The 21,463-nt window shown below is 69.2% G+C and carries 13 protein-coding genes; 2 read left to right on the top strand and 11 right to left on the bottom strand.

Going from position 1 to position 21,463, the window contains the following annotated elements:
- Positions 1 to 178: 178 nt before the first annotated feature.
- The 10 genes from ER308_RS12460 to ER308_RS12410 are packed head-to-tail and all read right to left on the bottom strand — an operon-like array spanning position 179 to position 14,016.
- Positions 179 to 1,675 (bottom strand): lipopolysaccharide biosynthesis protein, encoded by a 1,497-nt coding sequence (locus ER308_RS12460; protein WP_131155292.1) that lies wholly within the window; start codon positions 1,673 to 1,675, stop codon positions 179 to 181.
- Complete coding sequence (locus tag ER308_RS21660; protein ID WP_165492053.1) at positions 1,672 to 2,739, bottom strand: glycosyltransferase family 2 protein; 1,068 nt, start codon at positions 2,737 to 2,739, stop codon at positions 1,672 to 1,674. The genes ER308_RS12460 and ER308_RS21660 overlap by 4 nt, the downstream gene beginning before the upstream one ends.
- Positions 2,736 to 6,719, bottom strand: a complete 3,984-nt coding sequence (locus ER308_RS22450) for a DUF1349 domain-containing protein (RefSeq protein ID WP_240731811.1) — start codon at positions 6,717 to 6,719, stop codon at positions 2,736 to 2,738. Before ER308_RS22450 ends, ER308_RS21660 begins: the two co-directional genes overlap by 4 nt.
- On the bottom strand, positions 6,716 to 7,927 hold the full coding sequence (locus tag ER308_RS12440) for a class I SAM-dependent methyltransferase (protein ID WP_131155291.1): 1,212 nt from the start codon (positions 7,925 to 7,927) through the stop codon (positions 6,716 to 6,718). The genes ER308_RS22450 and ER308_RS12440 overlap by 4 nt, the downstream gene beginning before the upstream one ends.
- Positions 7,924 to 9,006 carry an NAD-dependent epimerase/dehydratase family protein gene (locus ER308_RS12435; protein ID WP_131155290.1) on the bottom strand — a complete coding sequence of 361 codons (1,083 nt, stop codon included), beginning with the start codon at positions 9,004 to 9,006 and terminating at the stop codon, positions 7,924 to 7,926. Before ER308_RS12435 ends, ER308_RS12440 begins: the two co-directional genes overlap by 4 nt.
- Positions 9,007 to 9,049: 43 nt before the next feature.
- Positions 9,050 to 10,318 carry a class I SAM-dependent methyltransferase gene (locus ER308_RS12430; protein WP_276319844.1) on the bottom strand — a complete coding sequence of 423 codons (1,269 nt, stop codon included), beginning with the start codon at positions 10,316 to 10,318 and terminating at the stop codon, positions 9,050 to 9,052.
- Complete coding sequence (locus ER308_RS12425) at positions 10,315 to 10,965, bottom strand: PIG-L deacetylase family protein (protein WP_131155289.1); 651 nt, start codon at positions 10,963 to 10,965, stop codon at positions 10,315 to 10,317. The genes ER308_RS12430 and ER308_RS12425 overlap by 4 nt, the downstream gene beginning before the upstream one ends.
- Positions 10,953 to 11,741: a sugar phosphate nucleotidyltransferase gene (locus ER308_RS12420; RefSeq protein WP_131155288.1), complete on the bottom strand. Its 789-nt coding sequence runs from the start codon at positions 11,739 to 11,741 to the stop codon at positions 10,953 to 10,955. Before ER308_RS12420 ends, ER308_RS12425 begins: the two co-directional genes overlap by 13 nt.
- On the bottom strand, positions 11,738 to 13,003 hold the full coding sequence (locus tag ER308_RS12415) for a class I SAM-dependent methyltransferase (protein ID WP_131155287.1): 1,266 nt from the start codon (positions 13,001 to 13,003) through the stop codon (positions 11,738 to 11,740). Before ER308_RS12415 ends, ER308_RS12420 begins: the two co-directional genes overlap by 4 nt.
- Positions 13,000 to 14,016, bottom strand: coding sequence for a class I SAM-dependent methyltransferase (locus tag ER308_RS12410; RefSeq protein ID WP_205745589.1), 1,017 nt, complete (start codon positions 14,014 to 14,016; stop codon positions 13,000 to 13,002). The genes ER308_RS12415 and ER308_RS12410 overlap by 4 nt, the downstream gene beginning before the upstream one ends.
- Before the next feature lie 779 nt (positions 14,017 to 14,795).
- On the opposite strand from ER308_RS12410, the gene ER308_RS12405 reads away from it, so the two are divergent.
- Entirely contained in the window at positions 14,796 to 15,752 is a 957-nt protein-coding gene (locus tag ER308_RS12405) for a glycosyltransferase family 2 protein (protein ID WP_131155285.1), read from the top strand.
- A 41-nt stretch (positions 15,753 to 15,793) separates the two neighbouring features.
- On the opposite strand, the gene ER308_RS12400 is transcribed toward ER308_RS12405, so the two are convergent.
- Positions 15,794 to 16,648 (bottom strand): glycosyltransferase family 2 protein, encoded by an 855-nt coding sequence (locus tag ER308_RS12400; protein ID WP_131155284.1) that lies wholly within the window; start codon positions 16,646 to 16,648, stop codon positions 15,794 to 15,796.
- A gap of 259 nt (positions 16,649 to 16,907) precedes the next feature.
- Between ER308_RS12400 and ER308_RS21650 the strand changes: the two genes are divergently transcribed.
- Positions 16,908 to 21,095, top strand: coding sequence for a LamG domain-containing protein (locus tag ER308_RS21650; RefSeq protein WP_165492051.1), 4,188 nt, complete (start codon positions 16,908 to 16,910; stop codon positions 21,093 to 21,095).
- The last annotated feature ends 368 nt before the right edge of the window (positions 21,096 to 21,463 follow it).

Below are 21,463 nucleotides of genomic sequence, written 5' to 3'. Positions count from 1 at the left end.
GGTGGTAGAAGTCTGACTAGATGGCGTCGATGGGGCGCGACACCGCACGACAGGCAGTACGTCGACACGCGAACCGAGCGTCGGGATGTCTTGCTCGGAACTCGTCACGAACAAGTTGCGGCTGACGACCACCGCAGGATGGTCAGCGACTCACCACGCGCTCCTCGGCACAAGGTTGCTAGTTGCGCAACAGCCGACCCAGCCCGACGACCCGCGCCGCGTCGTCGACTCCGCCCGGGCGCAGGAGCCAAAGCAACAGCGCGTACGGCACGAGTCCCGCGGGCGCCGCGAGGGCGAGAGCAACCGGCTCGATGACGTTCATCGTCGCGAGCAGCTCGAGTGTTCCGCGCGCCGCCGCGCTCGCCAGGATCGCTCCCACTGCGAACGGCGCCACAACTCGTGCGTAGGCGCGAGTGCTGGCCCCGATGAGTCGGAAGGGGATCGCGAAGGCGGGATAGGTGAGTACCAGTACGGCCACGGTGTACCCGACGGCGACTCCCATGAGGCCCCAGCGTGCGCCGATGACGTACCCCAGGACGTACACCACGCCCGCGACCACGCCGAACCGCAGGAGCCAATCGGTCCGCCCCTTCGCCTGGTACAGCGCGCTAACCGTGTAGTTGAGCGACTGGAGCGCCCCGACCGGACCGAGCACCGCGATCAGCGGGGCCGCGGGCAACCATTGCTCCCCCAGCACGACGCGCACGAACGGCTCGGCCAGGACGGCCGCGATGGCCATGAGCGGAAACGTCGTGAGCGCGATCACGGCACCGGCGCGCATGAACTGATCGGTCAGGGCCTCGTCGTCGTCCTGGCGGCGCGCCATGCTCGGCAGCAGCACCTCCTGGGCCATCTGCGTGATGGATCGGATCGGATACATCAGGATCCGCTGCGCCAGCGTGTAGTAGCCGAGTGAGGTCGTCCCCAGGAGCCGTCCGATGATGACCTTGTCGAGGTTGCCGACGAGGAATCCCACCAGGTGGCTGCCGCTCAGGTTGAGGCTGAACGACCAGACCGAGCGCACCTCGGATGCCGAGAAGGACCAGCTCGGTCGCCACGAGCTCGCGAGCCATGCCAACAAGGTGCTGGCCAGAGCCCCTGCCAGCGTGCCGCCGACCAACGACCAGACGCCGAAGCCGCTGAGCGCGAGCCCGACGGAGACCCCCGCTTGCACCAGCGCACTCGTCACGTGCAGGGCGCCGATCCAGCGGTATCGCATGTCCCGGTACAGGAGGCCGAGTTGCACGAGACCGAAGGACGACAGCGCGATCGAGAGGCCGAGCACCTGCAGCACGGGAGTCACGTTGCCGTCACCCAACAAGGCCGCAGCCAGTGGGGCGAGGAGTGCGACGCCGAGGCTCAATGCCACGCCGAACCCGACGTTCACGTAGAACAGGCTCGACAGGATGGTCGGCGTGACCTCACGGCGCTGGATGATCGCGGCGCGCGTACCGAGGTCGCGGAAGATGTCGAGGAAGTTGGTGACCACCAGGGCCATCGCCATCAACCCGAAGTCGCTGGGGAGCAGGAGCCTCGCCAGGAGGATCTGTACGCCCGTGCGCGTGACCTGGGTGACCACCTGCGCGACCGTGAGCCAGCGGGCGCCGGCGACCGCGCCTTCGCCGGGTCGCCCCGAGGAGGCTCCGGTGGCCGGATGGGCCACCGGGCTCGTCACGAGCCTCTCGGGGTCGCGCGTTCCCTTGTGGACTCCCCCGTGAGGCCGGGCACGGTTGAACGCGCACGTTCGCCCAGGCTTCCCGAGCCGGACCTGACCTCAGGGTCGTGCACAGCGTCCGCATGGGTGTCCGGACGCGCGCCCTCGCGATTGTTCGCGTTCCGGCGCTCAGCGATGCGTCGGCGTGCGATGTCGCGCAGACCCCCGAGGGCTTCCCGCGTGAGTCGGCTGCGCCAGTGCCAAGCCCATCCCGGAGCATCCGAGGCGATCGCGAGCTGCGTGGCCACGGGCAGCCGCGCCCGGTGGACGGCAGCGGCCAGCTCGCGGGCGTGGCGGAACTTGGAGAACGTGACCGAGCCCGCGAGCTCCGGGTCGAACCACTCCCCTCGGGTCTTGCGAGAGGCGTGGGCGCGCATCGACCGGCCTGGGTGCTCGGTGTGCAGGAGCAGTCCCTCGTCGAGCTCGACGAAAGTGCCGTAGAGCGACAACTCCGCGAGCAGCACGCCATCGGAGGACTCGTAGGAACCGATGAGGCCGGTTTGCTGCAGGATCGGCCTCCGGATCACGCCAATGATGGGAAGGCAGTGCCACCACGTCGTGGCGACGCTGCGGAACCGCCGTCGCACGTCGGGCGCGGTACCGCGTGCATACGGCTCCCAGCGCTTGAGCACGCGTCCGTCAACGTCGACGTCGACCGGGCGTGCCTGGGCCAACACGGCGGTCGGGTCCGCGTCGAGGGCGGCCACGCAGCGCTCGAGGTAGGTGGGCTCGTAGCGGTCGTCGTGCGGCGCCCATTTGAACAGCTCGCTGTGGGTGGCCCAGACGGTGAAGTTGTAGTTCCAGGCCGCTCCTCGGTTGCGGTCGTGCGCGAACACCCGTACGCGAGGGTCGGTTCCTGCGTACGCCCGAGCCACCTCGACCGAGCGGTCCGTCGAGCCGTTGTCGCTGACGAAGATCTCGAAGTCGCCCCAAGTCTGCGCCAGCAGCGAGTCGAGGGTGCCCGGCAGCAGATCGGCACCGTTGTACACGGGCAGCCCGATCGTGAGGCGAGGCATGACCGTCATGAGTCCTCCAGCGGAGTCACGGTGACGGGCCCGAACACGGCATCCACGTGGTGGGCGAGCAACAGCAACGAGCCGCGGTCGAGGTCGTTCACCTCGGTCTGATCCATCGTGAGGCTCCAGCCCCCCGGCTCGGCCTCCCCCTCCGGCCAATACTTGAACGAGTAGCGCGACCCGGTCGGCGTGGTCTCGACCCGCGTGCGGAGCTCGTAGGTCGTGGCCAACTCGAGGGACGCGCCGCTCCGATCCTCGACGATCTGGGTGGGCATGGTGCCGTTCGGGTTGTTGCCCCAGATCTCCCACCCGCGGCCGGATGCGAAGTTGTAGATCGGCAAGGCCCCGAGCGGGAAGTACCCATAGCGCGGCTGCTGGCTGCCCCAGGCGCTGTGGCCCTGCCAGCGGACGACGAAACCGACGGCGGGCGCGACGCTCGGATGTGACCAACCCCGCGAGTCGAGCGCGTCGACACGGACGGTGGTCGCCGCCTCGAAGTCGTCCCACTCGACGTCGCCGATCGCGAGCAACCGGTCGTAGCCCATCTGCTCGGACCGCGCGCCATCGTCGTCGATTCCCCAGAGACCGTCGACCGGCATCGCCTGGCCGGTCACCGCGTCGGGCTCGCTCCAGTCCGCGGCAGTCGGCAGCGGCCAGGTGGTGTCGGGAGCGCGCTCGACGGTCACGGTCTCGGTCGTGGACGCCCCGGTGGTGTCGGTCGCGGAGATCTCGATGGTGTTGGCACCGAGTGCGAGCTCCTCCCATGCGAGGTCGACGTTGAAGTCCCCCTCGTCCTGGAGTCGGCGTGTGTTCGGCCCGACGCCCAACGTGCGGGACGGGCCGCCGTTGAGCCGGAACGTCAACGAGGACACGGTCTCGGGTGTCTCGACGCGACCGAGCACGTTGACGCGCTCCTGGGGTCGGCCGACGGTGCCGACGACCTGCTCGTCGCCGTACCACGCCTCGATGTCTAGTTCCTCGGCGGTCTCACCGGTGGTGAACGACAGTGGCCCCACCGTGCTGCTACGTCCGCCCTCGTCCGTGCTCGTGACCATCGCGTAGTAGGTGCTGTCGGGATCGAGGTCGGTGATCGTGCGGCCCTGGCGGTATCGGGCGGTGGAGACGTCGATGGAGCCGGCCGTGGCTTCAGGCGTGGGCCCCCAGTCCAGCGTGGCGGCGGCGGGCTCGTCGGTGGCCCACGCGATCGTCGCGGTCGTCTCCCCCACGGACGGCGTGACCCGGTACACCAGTGGCGGCAGCTCGTCGGGTTCCGGCGCGGGATCCGGCGGTGCGTCGGGGTCGCCGATCCAGTCGATGACGGCGGTGTGCGCGGGCGCGTTGCCGCTGGCGGAGTAGTTGCCGACGAATGGGCCGACCGACGTCACCTCGAGTGGCTGGACGAACGAGCCGGCGGTGGCCCACGTGGACCCGTCGGTGGAGGTGAGGACCGTCCACGCGTCCCCCTCACGCCGGACACGCAGGTAGCTGGCGCCGGGAGCGTCGGTGTGCACCCGTACGGTTTCCTGCCCACCGGCGACCGTGGACGCGAAGGCGCGGACCTTGGACCCGGTGTGGTGGATCTCGATGCGCAGGCGCCGCCCGTCGACGCTCTCGACGACGAGGCCTTGAAGCTGCCAACCCGCCGTCACCGTGCTGTCGAAACGTGCGGCGACGTCGAAGTCCTCATCGGGCACTTGGTGCAGGACCCGAGGGGAGCGATCGTTGACCCCGGGTGTGTGGTTGGCGCCCGCCGGGACCCCCAGTCGCAGCTGGCCGTCGTTGGCGCCAGCCAGCTCCAGGCTGCCTCCCCCAGCCGGGTCGACCCACGTCCAGCGGTCGGGGTCGAGGTTGTTCCGGGCGAACGCGTCCCGCACCACGGCGGAGGGTTCGGGATCCGGATCGGGTTCCGGGTCCGGATCGGGCTCGGGGTCCGGATCGGGCTCGGGGTCCGGATCGGGCTCGGGGTCCGGATCGGGATCGGGCTCGGGGTCCGGATCGGGCCCCGGGTCCGGGGGCTCCAGGGGATCGGCGGGGTTCAGGAAGTAGTCGACCAACGCGGTGTGCGCCGGCGCGTCACCGCCGGCGTCGTAGTTGCCCACGAAGGGCCCGACGCCCGTCACCTCGATCTGCCGGGTGAACGACCCCGCCGTGCTCCACGCAGCGCCGTCGGCCGAGCGGGCGAGGGACCACTGGTCGCCGCTGCGCGTCACGCGCAGGTAGGTCGGCGCGCCGGAGACCCCACTGGCGTTCACCCGTACGGTTTCGCTCGTCGATGTGATGTTCGTCGCGAAGGCACGCACGGACGAGCCGTTGTGGTGCGTCTCGAATCGGAGCCGCTGCCCGTCGGCACCCTCGACGACGAGGCCTTGAAGCTGGAAGCGCTGGGTCACCGGCGAGTCAAACCGCAGGATCACGGTGAAGTCCTCGTCGGGGGCCGCCTGGATGACCCGTGGCGCCCGGTCGTCGACGCCCGGTGTGTGGTTCGAACCGCCCGGGGCAGTGAGGCGCAGACGTCCGTCCTCCACGGTGATGGTGCCGTCGCCGGCAGGGTCGGTGATCGTCCACAGATCGGTGTCGAGGGACGTGTCGAACGCATCCGAACGGATCGTCGGTGCCGGGTCGTCATCCCCCGGGTCCTCCGGCTCCCCAGGCTCCTCGGGGTCGTCGGGATCGTCGGGGTCCCCGGGATCGTCCGGGTCATCGGGATCGTCGGGGTCCCCGGGATCGTCGGGGTCCCCGGGATCGTCGGGGTTCTCGGGATCGTCGGGGTTCTCGGGATCAGGATCCGGTTCCCCGGGTTCATCCGACTCGGGGCACTCGTTGGTTGCGAACGTCCCGTCGTCGCTGACCCCCTCGAGTCCAGCTTCGCTGGTCGAACGCACCTGGTAGTGGTACGTCGCCTCGCACTCGAGGTCGGACATCTCGAGCGCGTGCTCGGTCACGAGGTCATCCGCGCTGACGCTCGCGCCGTAGTCGGCTGTTGGCCCGAAGTCGACTCGGCTGGTGGCGGGCTGATCGGTCAGCCACGTGACGGTCGCCTCGGAGGTGTCCGGTTCGGCGGCGACCTCGCCGATGGTCGGGGGGCCGGGTGGCTCCGAGGGTTCGGGATCGGGTTCCGGCGGGTCATCCGGCTCAGGGGGCTCGTCGGGGTCCGGTTCGGTCGGGTCGGGTTCGCCGGGGTCATCGGGGTCGTCCGGGTCGCCGGGCTCTTCAGGATCGTCCGGCTCCTCGGGTTCTTCAGGCTCGTCGGGCTCACCCGGCGAGTCCAACGGATCGTCGGCCGACACGAACGTCTCGACCACCGCGGTGTAGGCCGGTGCGCTGCCCGAACTGAGCCCGTAGTTGCCGACGAACGGACCGGCGCTCTCGACGTCGAGACCGTGGGTGAAACCACCGATGCTCACCCATTCAGCGTCGCCGTAGGCCCGCTGAAAGGTCCAGTCATCACCGTTGCGCACGACCCGCAGGTGCAGCCGTGTGCCCGACGGGACGGCAGGCAGCACCGAGTTGACCCGCACCTGGCCGTCGTTGTCGTCGATAGAGGCCGCGTACCCGCGCAGTCGGGACCCGTCGTGGTGGACATCGAACCGCAGGTATTCGCCGGAGGGACCTTGGACGACGAGCCCTTGCATCTGATACCGCTGGCTCGGCACGGAAGAGAAGGTCGCTGCCAGATCGACCTCGTCGCCACCGGCCTGCATCACCCGTACGGTGTCGTTGTCCACCCACGGGTTGTGGTTCACCCCCGCGGGCACGCCGAGCCGCAGCGCGCCGTCGTTCACCTCGACCGAGCCGTCGCCCAGCGGGTCCACCACCGACCACATCGACCCGAGCCCGTCATCGAAGGCGTCGGAGGAGAACCCGCTGCCGGCGCGCGCAGGATCGGCGGGGGGCAGGAGCGCGGCGACGAGGACCAGCGCGGTGAGCACGGCAACGGCTCGCAACCCCGCGTGCAGTGTCGACCAGCTGTGACGAGGCGTGCCGTTCATGGCGTGACCACCTTTGTGGTGAGGTCGAGCGCGGCGAGGTCGGCCGTGATCTCGCCGCGGTACGCCTCGTTCATGAGCACGACGGTGCCGGGTCGCAGCGCGCGCAGCTCGGCGGGTCGAACGATGGGATGTCCGGTCCCCGCCAGGTAGCGGCCCTGTTTGACGGGGTTGATGTCGACGATCGCGGACACCTCGGTCTGCAGCCCCAGCACGGTCAGGTAGCCGACCGCCTTCGAGCCCGCTCCCCACAGCACCACGGGCCCCTCCATGGCCTCGACGGCCTCGCGTAGATCTCGAACTCGGCTGGGCACCGCATCGCGGAATCGGTCCACCGCCTCCGCCATCGCGGGCGGGGCCTTCGGTCGTGAGCCCCAGCGGTCGTCGTGGGCGGCCGGTCGGGCCTCGAGGATCACGTACTGGTCATCGAAGCTGCGGTATGCGTCGAACACCACGAAACCGGCGCGGGTGAACAGACCCGTGAGAACCTCCGGCGTGTAATACGCGCAGTGCTCGTAGTACACGTCCCAGAAGGCGTGCTCCTCGAGGATCCGGGTCGCGTCGGGCACTTCGATCAGCAGCAACGTGTCGAAGCGCCGGCCGACGCCCTCGCGCAGCATTGCCGCGAAATTGGCCGCATTCGCGACGTGCTCGAGGGTGTGCCGACAGGCGACGAGGGCGGCCCCCTGGCGACCGTCGGCGGCGCGGTACTCGCGGCGATGGAACACGAGCTGGTCGGCGACGGGTGCCACGAGCGGTCCGGGCCGGTGTGCCGGGTCGAAGCCGATGCCCGTGAGACCCGCCTCGGCCAACAGCGCCAGGAAGTCGCCCCGCCCGCAACCGACCTCCAACGCGCGACGCCCGTGAAGGCCGTACCGGGCGACGAGATCGGCGACGAGGTCGCGGGCCCACGCAACCCAGCGTGGCGAGTGGGCCTGTGCGTCCTCGTAGTCGTCGCCGTACTCGACCAGTCCGGGATCGAACGAGGTGTTGGACATCAGCCCGCACGTCGAACAGTAGGCGAGTGAGAGGTCGCCTCGTGCGGCCGTGCGGGCCGCATGCGGGGAGTCGAAGAGCTGTGAGCAGTGCACGGGGACACCGCGCACGGTCCAGACCGGCTCGAGCGCCTCGGCCCCGCACCCCGGGCACCCCGATGCGGCGACCTCCCCATCCCGGGAGGTCGCGCTCGCCGAGCGCGTGGCGGTGATCATGCGGTGCCCGCTGCCTCGGCCGCGACTGCCCGCCCGGCGACCGCACTCCCAGCGACCCCCCGCCAGCGCAGGTCGGGCCCCAGGCACCCCGCCTGACGGTGCGAGGCGATCGCGCGCAGCCGGTGGTATCGCCCCGACTCGAGGTCCGCGAGGCTGAGCCCATGCCTGCGGTAGGCGTCCGCAAGCTCCGCCACACCGTCGGCGACGGTCCAGCGCGGGCGGAACTCCGGCAACTGTCGGGCGATCTTGGAGAAGTCGACGCGGTAGTCGCGAGCGTCCGCCTCGCCGCCGGGCGCATAGACGACCTGGCTCCCCGGGACTTCGGCGGCCACGAGCGCTGCGACGTCGCGGACTTGGTAGTTCTCCCCGTCGCGCCCGACGTTGAAGGCTTCGTTGTGGATGCGCTGCCGCGGCGCCGCCAGCGCCGCGACCATCGCGCGCGCCATGTCGGTGACGTGCACCAGTGGGCGCCACGGCGTTCCGTCGCTCTTGATGAGGACCTCGCCGGTGGTGACGGCTCGCGCGACGAGGTCGTTGACCATCAGGTCGCCGCGCAACTTGGGGGAGACGCCGTAGGCGGTCGCGTTCCGCAGGCACACGGGGCTGAAGGTCGAATCGGCGAGCCGGCCCAGCGACGCCTCCACGTGGACCTTCGACGCGCCGTAGGGAGTGACTGGCCGGAACGGCGCGCGCTCGTCCAGCGGGGCAGCGTCCCGGGCAGCGCCGTACAGGCTGCACGAGGACGCGAACACGAACCGCGAGACCCCGGCTTGCTTGGCTCGCTGGGCAAGCTGCACCGACGCACGATGGTTGATCGCGTCCGTGAGGGTGGCGTCCAGGTCGCCGAGCGGGTCGTTCGACAGCGCCGCGAGGTGCACGACCGCGTCGAAGGTGGCGAGGTCCTCCACGGTCAGGTCCCGCACGTCCCGACGCCACGCCGTGACCGGGGCAGGTGGGGTGAACGCACGGTCGTCGAACCAGCCGGTATCGACCCCGATGACGTCGTGACCCGCGACCGCGAGGAACCCGACCGCGACCGCGCCGACGTAGCCATCGTGACCGGTGACCAGAACCTTCATGACGGCTCCCTCGGGGATCGTGGCGTGAGGCCAGGGGATCGATTCAGACGATGCGCGGATGCGGGATCGGGACGACGACCCGGCCGCCGGCCGCGCGGAACGCGTGTTGTTGGGCCAGGACCTCGCGCTCGTAGTTCCAGGCGCACAGCAGGAGCAGGTCGGGCGGATCGTCGACGAGCCGGTCGGGTGGATGGATCTCGAGGTGGCTGCCGGCGGTGAACCACCCGTGCTTGTGAGGGTTGCGGTCGACGGCGTAGTCGATGAGCGCCGAGTCGATCCCGGCGTAGGAGAGCAACGTGGTTGCCATCCCGCCTGCCGCGCCGTACGCCGCGATCCGAGCGCCGTTCGCACGTGCACTCCGCAGCAGGTCGACCAGCGCCTCTCGGGTTGCGGCGGTGCGTGCGGCGAACCCGGCGAAGTAGTCGAACGTGTCGACGCCTCGGGCGCGCTCGTCCCCCAGCAAGGCGTCGAGCCGCGGGCTCACCACTCCATGACGGGCGATGCTCAGGCGGAGCGACCCGCCGAAGGTCTCGATCCGCTCGGCGTCCACGAGCGCCAGGCCGTGCCGAGCGAACAGATCGGCCGCGCTGGTCGCGCTCCAGTACGTCACGTTCTGATGGAACACGTTGTCGAACGCGCCCTGGTCGACGGTGTCGGCCACGTAGGGGACCTCGAGGACCGCGACACCGTCGTCCGTGAGTAGGCGGGCCGTGGCAGCCGCGAAGTCGTTGGGGTCGTCCACGAGGTTGAGCACGTTCGCGCCGAGCAGCAGGTCGGCTCGGCGGCCGGCGGCGGCGAGCCGTTCGGCGACGGGCAGGCCGAAGTAGTCGACCATGGTCGGCACACCCGCAGCCTCGGCGGCCGCCGCGGGACCATGGGCGGGATCGATGCCGAGCACGGGGATGCCCGCGTCGGCGAACGGACGCAGTAGGACCCCGTCGTTGCTCGCGGCCTCGACCACCAGGGAGTCCGGCCCGAGGCCTCTCGCGATCCGCAACTGCTCGGCGCACGCCTCGAAGTGCGCCACCAGGCCGGGCGACACGGACGAGTAGTAGGGGTAGTGACCCCCGTACAGGACGACCGGGTCGACGCTGTCGCGGAGCTGCACGAGCGCGCAGTCCTCGCACACCATCAGCTCCAGCGGGTACCGCGCTTCCGGCACCTGCAGCTGCTCGGCGGTGAGCAGTACGTCGGATAGCGGCGTGTCGCCGAACGAGAGCACCACGCGACGGTCGGACGAGCCGCAACTCCGGCACGCAGTGGTGGTCGTGATGGCCCCCGTCCGGACGTCGCTCGCGAGCGCCTCCGTCACAGCACGGCCTTTCGCAGGTGGAAGCCCTCGGCGTAGCGGATCGGTCCGCCCGCCTCGATGCCGCGCAGCCGCGCGAGGGAACTGAACGTCTCGGGGTCGAACCAACGTCGCCCCTGTTGGCTCGGGTAGTGCGTGGCGAGTAGCGCGGCCTTGCGCTGCACGGTCTCTGCACGCAGCGGCACGTAGCAGTTGGGTCGCCCGAGGTCGCCATCCGACTTGGGGATCTCGTATTCGAGGACGAGGTGGTCCCGGAATTCCGTCGTGGTGAGTTCGGCGAGAAGCCGGTGGTCCTGGTGGGCGTCGTCGCGACTGTGGGTCAGCACCAGGTCGGGGGGGTCGTCGGCGGCCAGCTTGGCGAGCGCGTCCTTGACCTCAGCCCACCGCGCGGGAAGGTAGCCGTCACGCAGATCGAGCACGGTGAGATCGCACCATGCCGCATCGGCGGTGAACGCCGCTGCGCTCGCGTGCGCCTCGGCGGCGCGCTCGGGTGTCGAGGTGAGGATCAGCCACCGCACCTGCGAACCGGGGTGGGCCGCGAGCAGCTCGAGGATCGTGCCCCCGGCGCCGATCTCGACGTCGTCGCAGTGCGCGCCGATGCAGGTGATCCGCAGCGCCTCGTCGGTCCCCAGAGCGGTCAACGATCGCATGACCGCTCCCAGACCTTCCAGCGGGCGCCACCATGCGTGGACAGTTCGTCGAGCCGTGCACGGTCCTTGAAGGTGTCCATCCCGGCCCAGAAGCCCTCGTGGCGGAATCCTGTGAGGCGCCGGAGCTTGGCGAGCCGCTGGAACGCTTCCACGACCAGCTCCTCGCCCTCGTGCAGGTGCTCGAAGATCTCCCGGCGCAACACGAAGAAGCCCCCGTTGATCCACAAATCGGTGGCCGACGCTTCGTCGAGACCCGCGATCGCGTCGTCCTCGCCGAACCGCACAACGTGGAACGTCTGGCCCGGCTTGACGCACACGAAGGTCGCGATCGAGTCGTTCTCGTGGGCGTGCGCGATCAGGTCGGGCAGGTGGACGTCGCTGAGCCCGTCGGCGTAGTTGGCCAGGAACTCCTCCTCGCCCTCGAGGTGTGGGCGCACGGCCAGCAGGCGTTCGCCGACACTGGCGGCGAGACCGGTGTCAACGAAGGTGATGCGCCAGTCAGCGATGTCCTCGCCCAGGAGCTCGACCCGGCGACCACCCTCCGAGAGGACGAAGTCGTTGGAGACCTCCTCGCGGTAGCCCAGGAAGTAGTCCTTGATGGCTTCGCCCTTGTAGCCGAGACAGATGATGAAGTCGTTGTGCCCGAAGTGCGCGTAGTAGCGCATGAGGTGCCAGAGCACGGGCCGCGTGCCGATCGGGACCATCGGCTTGGGGATGTCCTCGCTGAACTCGCGCATCCGCATCCCGTAGCCGCCGCAGAACAGGACGACCTTCATCGCGCACCCGCGGGGGTGCGCATGCCGGCCGGTGCGGTCAGCTCGGTCACTTCCGGGATCGGCACGACCAGGCGACCGCCCCACGCGCGGACGGGCTCCAACTGGGCGGCGATCTCGTCCGCGAGGTTCCAGGGCAGGATGAGCACGACGTCCGGGCGGGCCCCGAAGAGGCGCTCGACCGGATGGATCGGGATCCGCGACCCCGGCGTGAACCGGCCGTGCTTGTAGGGGTTGCGGTCAACGGTGAACTCGAGCAGGTCCGGTCCGATGCCGCAGTAGTTCAGCAGCGTCGCACTCTTGCCCGGTGCGCCGTAGCCGACCACGCGGTGCCCGGCCTCGTGTGCGGCGATCAGGTAGGACAGCAGCCGGCGCTTGGTGCGTCGCACCTGCGCACCGAAGTCCGCGTACGCATCCGCGCGGTCGTAGCCGAGGGCGCGTTCGCGCGTGACCAGAGCCGCCACCGCCGGGGTCGAGGTCCGCGGGCCCGTATCGGCGCGCTGGGTGAAGACCCGTAGGGAGCCACCGTGCGTCCAGAGCTCCTCAACGTCGTAGACGTGTAGGCCGTGGGCTCGGAGGACCGCTTCGAGGGCGAGCAGGGAGAAGTAGGTGAAGTGCTCGTGGTAGATGGTGTCGAACTGGTTGCCCTCGATGAGCCGTTGCAGGTGCGGGACCTCGATCGTGAGGACCCCGTCGGGGGCGAGCGCGGGAGCGAACCCAGCCACGAAGCCGTTGAGGTCGGGAACCTGCGCGAGGACGTTGTTGGCGACGATCAGGTCAGCGCGGCGACCCTCCGTCGCGAGCCGTTCCCCGAACGCGGCGTCGAAGAACGCCACCTCGGTGTCGACCCCACGCTCGCGGGCCGCCTCGGCGACGTTGGCCGCCGGTTCGACGCCGAGCACGGGCACGCCGCGCTCGACGAACCACTGCAACAGGTAGCCGTCGTTGCTGGCGACCTCGAGCACCATGCTGTCAGCGCCGAGCTCGAGCTCGCGGGCCATCCGGTGGGCGTAGGTGCGCGCGTGCTCGACCCACGCGTCGGAGTAGGCCGAGAAGTAGGCGTACTCAGCGAAGATCTCCTTCGCGGGGACGTAGGCGGGCAGCTGTACGAGCCAGCACTGCTCGCAGACCTGCAGGTGGAGGGGGTAGTGAGGCTCGGCGACCTCGCAGGCCTCCGCGGTCGGGAACGTTTCGCACAAGGGCGATGTCCCGAGATCGACCACCGTCCGCGACAGCGGGGACTCACAGAAGCGGCAGCGGTTCACGCGACCACCACCGAGGCGTCGATCCCGAGCGACCCGAGCGCTGTGGCCACCTCGTCCCGGTAGAGCGGGTTGAAGACGACGACGGTGTCGGGATCGAGACCGACGAGAACCTCGGGCGGGACGATGGGGTGGCCGGTGCCCGCGAGGTACGTGCCCTGCTTGTGCGGGTTGAGATCGACGATCGCGGCGATGCTCTGCTGGTCATGGTCGAGGAGGTTCGCGAAGGTCACCGCCCGCGCACCCGCTCCCCACGCAGCGACGCGCCGCCCTTCGGCCCGAGCCGCGGCCAGCCGCGTCTGCCACGTGGCCGTGCGCTCCTCGAGCGTCGCGGCGAAACGGGCCGCGGCGTCGGTGACCGCAGCCAGCTCCCGCTCAGTCGGCAGGGCGTCGGCCACCGGGCCAGCGACAGCCTCGACGGCAAGGAACTGTCCGGAGAACGCTGGCCGCAGGGACCCGACGTGCAGGCCCGCGACCGCGAGCGTGTGGGCGAGGGAAACGTCGACGAAGTACAGGCAGTGCTCGTAGATCAGGTCCCACACCGACCCATGTTCGAAGGGCATGCGCGAGTCCGGCACGTCCAGGTAGAGCACGCCGTCGTCGGCCACGGCTGCTCGCAGCGTCCGAAGGAAGCCGACCGGGTCAAGGACGTGCTCCAGGGTCTGTCGACAGATCACCAGTGCGGGGGCGTCGTGCGCCGTGGCGTTCGATGCCGGATAGGTCCCGCGGTGGATCTCAACGCCGGCGCGATCCGCCGCGGGGGCACGGACCGCGGGATCGTGGCCGGGGTCGTACCCGATGCCGTGCGCGCCCGCTGCCTCGGCGAGGAGCCCCAAGAACCGCCCCTCGCCGCAGCCAATCTCGACGACCGTGCGCCCGGCGAGGTCGTGGTTGCGAACGAGGCGCTCGATCGTGTCCTGCTCGAAGGCGCGGAAGGCGGCAGAGGCATGCAGCGCGTTGTCGTAGCGCTGTGTCCCGTAATCCAGAAGGCCCGGGTCGAACGCGGCGTTGGTCACCAGACCGCAGCGGTTGCACTGCCCGAGCCGCATCGAACCCCGACGCGCGTTCCGGGCTGCAGCCGCCTCCTGCCACTGGACCCCAACGTGCACGGGCACCTCGGGCAGTTCGGCAACGGCCGTGAGACCTTCGGTCCCGCAGACCACACATTCCGTGTCGAACAGGCTTCGTGCGGTAGCCCCACCGGCCTTAGGGCTGTTGCTCGTGGTCAGGATCGTCTGCACTTCGATCCTCTCGAATGCAATTTGTTCCTCCCATCACGAACTTTCCATAAGGACATAAGGGGAAGACCCCTCAAGCCCAGACACCGGGGTTAGGGAACAACGATTCAGACGAGCCGAAGTCGTTCCCGCCCATTCCGTCCAGCCGGACCCGCCCGGTCAGGGATTCCCGACGATCCCGGCCGTGTCCCACGCAGCCAAGGGTTGGCGCTGCAGGCAATCAGTAGGCTCCCACGCGTGAGGAATGTCAAGGCGCGCGCCGGACATGTGAGCTTGACGTCAGCAATACTTCGGACGTGGCAACCGCAGGACGCTTCAGGTTCGCTGTCAGCCTTGCAACGACGCTCCCCCGTTAGTCCTAGTACGGTACGATTCGGCGCGGCAATGATGACGCCAGAATTGCCCTACTGTGACTTCCAGGTAACCCCGTCGGAGGTTCCAATCCCGATTCTTTCGCCTTCGTGGCGAGTTACTCACGCGATCCACCGGTAGCGGCTGCGAGTGGTTACATTCCAATCGACCACTGGTCGCAACGGAACCACCAGGAGGGTCGCGTCATGAGCATCGACCACGCCGAGCAGGTCACCTACCGGACATCCACGGTCACCACGAGCGACGGCGCGCCGTTCCCTCTTGTGAGTGTCGTGATCCCGGTCTACAACGCCGCGGCCACCCTCGGCCAGCAGCTGGCCTCGTTGGCGATACAGGATTATCCCCACGATTGGGAGATCGTCGTCGCCGACAACGGGTCGACCGATGCGAGCGTCCTCGTTGCGGAAGCCTTTCTTGACAGCATTCCCTCCCTCAGGGTGGTGGACGCGTCGGCGCGCCGGGGGCCGGGCTACGCGCGCAATTTCGGCACGAGGGCGGCCAGGGGGGACGTGATCCTCTACCTGGATGCCGATGACGAAGCCGAACCGGGCTACGTTCGTAGGATGGTCGATTCCGCGACGCAGCACGGTTTGGTGGGAGCGCACCGGGAGACTCGCACGCTCCAGTGGTATCGAGCGGGCTCACCGCCAAGGGCGAGCGAGGTCTCCATCGGCACGCACGCGATCCAGGCGAAGACGTTCCCATTCCTGCCGTGGGCATTCGGCGGCGGATGCGGGATTGCGCGCGACGCATTCGAGGCGATCGGCGGGTGGAGCGAAGTGCACACACGTGCTGGCGGGGAGGACGTGGACTTCTGCTGGAGGGCGCAATTGGCGGGGTACACGATGGGGTTCGCCCCCGGAGCCTTGGTGCACTACCGGCAACGCGCAGGCGTCTGGACGCGAATGCGCCAGCAGTTCACCTACGGTGCCTGCGCACCGGACGTGTACCTTCGCTTCCGCGATCGAGGCGCCCGTCCTCGTTCTGCACGGGTGGTCATCGGGACCGTGGCGAAACTCGTCGTGGCCGCGCCGCTGCAGCCCTGGCGATCAGCCGAGCGCAGGGAAGCCTGGGCGGGGGCCCTCAGTGCCCAGGCCGGTCGGGTCTGGGGCAGCGTCCGACATCGGTGCCTCTACCTGTAGCGCGATCGCTCTCCGTACCGATGGTGTGAGCCCGGGGCCGGTCACCGAGGGCGCGACTGCATCTTGCGGCCTTCCAAGCGGCGTTGGACGCGCCACCATGCACTACGCAAGGTGCGCCGCAGATTCCGGTAGTCTCGCGGCTCGACACTCGCCTCCTGCAACCTCCGCGCGGAGCGGCGCATCTGCTCCTCCCACTGCTGCAAGGTCGCCACGCCCGAATGCTGGGCGGACAGCGGGAGCTGGTCGTGGAGGTCGTCGTCTGTGCGCAGCAAGGAGTTCGGAGACCGCGGGTCGTCCATGTGCTCCTCATGAATGAACGGGAAGTACCACCCGTTCACCCAGCCCTTGAGGGCGAGATCGATGCAATAGGCCGTGAAGCTCTGCCCCGGCGCGAGCAATCCCTGCTGCTCGACACACGCCCGCTTCATCAAGTAGCCACTGCCCTGCACCCAGAAGTTCTCCAGCAACTGGTGGCCGCCGGGGAACCCGCGAATCTTGCGCTGGGCGACGTCAGGCAGGAAGTCCTCGTCGTAGAACCGCCAACTACCGATCACGCCGAACTCGTCGACGTCCTCGTGGGCCCGGGCGAGACGGGCTGCCCAATCGGTATCGGGGAGGCAGTCGTCGTCCACCTTCGATAGCAGGTCCGCGTCCGACTCCGCCCACAACCAGTTCGTAGGTGCGCGCAGGCGGAGGTTCTCAGGACTGTGGTGAAACCGGGCCACCTTGGGGTGGTCCACGTAGGAGCGGACGACGTTCAGTGTGTCCGCGTCTGTGCCGTTGTGCCACAGCCAGACCCGCATGTCCTCGGTGCATGACTCCAGCAGATGCGGCAACGACCGGCGGACGTAGTCCGGCCGCTGGTAGGTGATCATCAACACGTCGATCGCTGCCACGAGGGCTGAATCTATCGTCTCGCGCGCCGACATGCGGCCGTCACCGAGGGGCGCGCACCTAGAAGGGTTACCGCGGCACGAGCAGCCGCTCCTGCTGTCGGTGTGGGGCCGTTCGACCCTCGAAACCGAGGCGCTCCGAAGTTGGCCCATTGAGGGCAAAGCGGGCGTCGGGAGGGTCGGCGAGGGTCAAGTATTTCGGGTTCCTTCCGATGACTCCAGGTAGCGCCAACCGACGACCCCGCTTGGAGACGACCCCCTCATGTCACGCATCCAGTTGGGCACCGGAACCCAGGTTCTCGCGTTGCTCGCCACCCTTGCCCTGGCTCTGACGACCGTCGCGTCCACCGCAGAGGCCGATGAGGCGACTACCTCATCAACCGCACTCAGCCAGGGCGGTGATGGGACCGTGATCCTCACCGAGGGCACGCCCGGAACCGTTGTCGTGCCCTTGTCAGGCGACATCGAGGCCCTCAACCCCGCACGGCTCGAGGTCGCGGGAAACGTGAGCAACCTCGATGGGGACACATCCGAGGTGGCCCTCTCTGTCGCCTTGGACGGCACCGACTCGGAGGTCGCCCTGGACGACGGGGACTTCGCCCTCACGGAGGAGAGTGTGGGCCAGGCCATCGTGGATGATGAGTCCCTGGAGTTCGGCGTCGGCGCCCCGATCGGTGAGTACGAGCTCGAGCTCGTCGTCCTGGAGGAGCAGCCCCGGGGCTTCTGGCAGCGGCTCTTCGGGTTGGCCCCTTCGGTCGAGGAAGTCGACGTCACCGGCTCGCTTGCGTTCGCTGTACAGCCTGACGGCCATGACGACGCGCCCGATGAGGGCGACAACCCCGACGACCCCGATGAAGGTGACGACGGCGACGAAGGCGGCGAGTCCGCCCGCGTGAGCGACGGGCAAGTCTCGTTGTTCGAGTTCGCCGAGGGTCAGGGTTCGTTGGTCGGTGACCAGGCCGGCTCGTCCGACCTCGAGATCGCCGATTCGGAAGCCGTGTCGTGGACCGGTGATGGGTTGCGCGTCGACGGTGACACCACCATCTCCTCGGATGGGGCGCCCGCCCAGTTGTACGACGCGGTCGCCGACTCGGGCGAGGTCACCGTCGAAGCGTGGGTCACCCCCGACAACCTCGAGCAGAACGGGCCCGCACGCATCGTCGCCTTGTCGGCAGCGAGCAACCGGCACAACCTGCTAATCGGCCAAGGCGCCTACCAGGGCGACAGCGACCTCGTCGAAGCACGCGAAGGCCGCCGCGACAACGGCGACTACACCGCCGCGCAGACCCCCACCGGTGCGCTCACCGACACCGACCCGGTGCACGTGGTGGTCACCATCGCCGACGGCACCGCGACCGTCTACGTCGACGGCGAACAGGCCGCGGTCGACAACGGCGCCGGCCACCCCGACGACTGGGACACCGACACGCCCCTGACGCTGGCCAGCGACGCCGACGGCGGCCGCAACTGGCACGGCACCTACCACCTCGTCGCCCTCTACGACACCGCCCTCGACCAGCACCAGATCGCCACCAACCACACCGCCGGCCCCAACGCAACCACCACCCCCGACGACCCCAACGGTGACGAGCCCGACCCCGACGATCCCGATGAGGGCGACGACGAGTCCGCGCGTGTGAGCGATGGTCAGGTCTCGTTGTTCGAGTTCGCCGAGGGCCAGGGCTCACAGATCGGTGACCAGGCCGGCTCGTCCGACCTCGAGATCGCCGATTCGGAAGCCGTGTCGTGGACCGGTGATGGGTTGCGCGTCGACGGTGACACCACCATCAGCTCGGATGGGGCGCCCGCCCAGTTGTACGACGCGGTCGCCGACTCGGGCGAGGTCACCGTCGAAGCGTGGGTCACCCCCGACAACCTCGAGCAGAACGGGCCCGCACGCATCGTCGCCTTGTCGGCAGCGAGCAACCGGCACAACCTGCTAATCGGCCAAGGCGCCTACCAGGGCGACAGCGACCTCGTCGAAGCACGCGAAGGCCGCCGCGACAACGGCGACTACACCGCCGCGCAGACCCCCACCGGTGCGCTCACCGACACCGACCCGGTGCACGTGGTGGTCACCATCGCCGACGGCACCGCGACCGTCTACGTCGACGGCGAACAGGCCGCGGTCGACAACGGCGCCGGCCACCCCGACGACTGGGACACCGACACGCCCCTGACGCTGGCCAGCGACGCCGACGGCGGCCGCAACTGGCACGGCACCTACCACCTCGTCGCCCTCTACGACACCGCCCTCGACCAGCACCAGATCGCCACCAACCACACCGCCGGCCCCAACGCAACCACCACCCCCGACGACCCCAACGGTGACGAGCCCGACCCCGACGATCCCGATGAGGGCGACGACGAGTCCGCGCGTGTGAGCGATGGTCAGGTCTCGTTGTTCGAGTTCGCCGAGGGCCAGGGCTCACAGATCGGTGACCAGGCAGGCTCGTCCGACCTCGAGGTCGCTGATGCGGATGTGGTGTCGTGGACCGGTGATGGGTTGCGCGTCGACGGTGACACCACCATCAGCTCGGATGGGGCGCCCGCCCAGTTGTACGACGCGGTCGCCGACTCGGGCGAGGTCACCGTCGAAGCGTGGGTCACCCCCGACAACCTCGAGCAGAACGGGCCCGCACGCATCGTCGCCTTGTCGGCAGCGAGCAACCGGCACAACCTGCTAATCGGCCAAGGCGCCTACCAGGGCGACAGCGACCTCGTCGAAGCACGCGAAGGCCGCCGCGACAACGGCGACTACACCGCCGCGCAGACCCCCACCGGTGCGCTCACCGACACCGACCCGGTGCACGTGGTGGTCACCATCGCCGACGGCACCGCGACCGTCTACGTCGACGGCGAACAGGCCGCGGTCGACAACGGCGCCGGCCACCCCGACGACTGGGACACCGACACGCCCCTGACGCTGGCCAGCGACGCCGACGGCGGCCGCAACTGGCACGGCACCTACCACCTCGTCGCCCTCTACGACACCGCCCTCGACCAGCACCAGATCGCCACCAACCACACCGCCGGCCCCAACGCAACCACCACCCCCGACGACCCCAACGGTGACGAGCCCGACCCCGACGATCCCGATGAGGGCGACGACGGCGACGATCCCGATGAGGGCGACGAGGACGGCGGGTCGAGTCCGGAGCCTGGGGATGGCGAGCCCGCGAGTGAGGTGTCGCGGCACGGGATCACGTGGACCTTCGACGATGAGTATCCGGTGGGTCGGTATGCCAACGGCGACTACTGGGTCCAGGGCCCGGTCGACATCGTCGACATCGACCCCGCCTCGCAGAGCTCCTCGGGGGGGCGCACCATCAACGGGTCGATGATCAACCCCAGCCCCGAGGACGGCAGCTCCACCGGCTACGGGCAGACCCGCGACACCGGCTACGACCCGAGCTTGAACGTCGCCGACGGCGTATCGACCTCTGACCCGCTGACCGTCGAGCCCGACTCGTCGCTGGTGTCAGCGATCTCAGTCGACGAAGACGACGCCCGCCCGGGCCTGGAACGCGCCGCGGTACTCACGGTGGTCGACCAGCCCCCACCCGAGGACAGCTTCCGTCCCGCCTACTCCAGCGACGACACCACCGCCACCCACACCACCAACGACCTCGACTACGACCTGCTGCCTGACCTCGACCCCGTCGACGGCGCCCCCGACCCCACCGACCTCGCCAGTGACTTCGAACGCGTGTGGCTGGACCACGTGCCCGGCTGGAACGGCCGCGCCATCCACCCCACCACCAACATGCCCGGCTACGGCCGCGACATGGCCAGCAAACTCGGCCAAGGCTCGCTGGCGCTCATGCTCGACCACCCCAACGAGGACAAACACGACCTACTAGTCAACTACGTCCAAATCGGCATCGACTTCCACGGCATCGTCGACAACGGCGGCGAAGAGAACTGGGTCCCCAACGGCGGCCACGCCCAAGGCCGCAAATGGCCCATCCTCTTCGCCGGCCACCTCCTCGACGACCCCACCATGGCCACCATCGGCGACCGCGACGACGTCTACTTCGGCGAAGACGCCCAAACCTTCCACGTCACCCAAACCGAGATCGACCGCGAAGGCAACCACGCCGACCCAGACCACCGCCACTACAACCCCGACTACTCAGACGGCTACACCCAAGACATGCTCGGCATGCCCGAATGGGGCCAACGCCACGCCACCGACCCCAACCGCGACACCCCCGACCCCGGCCGCAGCTACCGCCAATGCTGCACCGCCGCCAGCTGGCACGGCCACGTGCTCTCCGCCCGCCTCATGGACCTCCAAGACGCCTGGAACCACGACCCCCTCTTCGACTACAGCGACCGCTACCTCGGCGAAACCACCGACCCCGCCTGGCCCAACCTCAACCCCACCGGCAGCAACCGCTTCTCGGACCGCCCCTTCACCGAAAACATGTGGCACACCCACCGCTGACCGCCTGAGCCCGGGTGTGTTCGGCCGCGGAGGCCAGAACATGCCCGGGCTGTCGGCTGGCGTCTCTCCTCTGCATGCGCTGATCGAATCTATTCGTTACCCGCATCGGCCACGCCGTCGCCCACGATCCGTGCGGCACTGATCCCGAGGTGCAAGACCCGAATCGGCTGCTCAGCCGCGTTGCCGTCGGGTTCCACTCTTCCCAGCCGCTGACCGCTCGGTCGTCCGCCCCCTGAGCGAGCAGCTCTGCCAACCTCTGGCCGGCCGAGCCCCCACGCACGGGACCAACGAGCCCCTCATGAGGCCGCATACCGCGCCTGTCGGCCCATTGGAGCTATCGTCAAGAGTTGTGGACGAGGTTTCTGAGT

Source organism: Egibacter rhizosphaerae (assembly GCF_004322855.1).
Taxonomy (GTDB): domain Bacteria; phylum Actinomycetota; class Nitriliruptoria; order Euzebyales; family Egibacteraceae; genus Egibacter; species Egibacter rhizosphaerae.
Note: the sequence above shows the minus strand (reverse complement) of the source record. Positions and strands in the feature narration are given on the sequence as shown.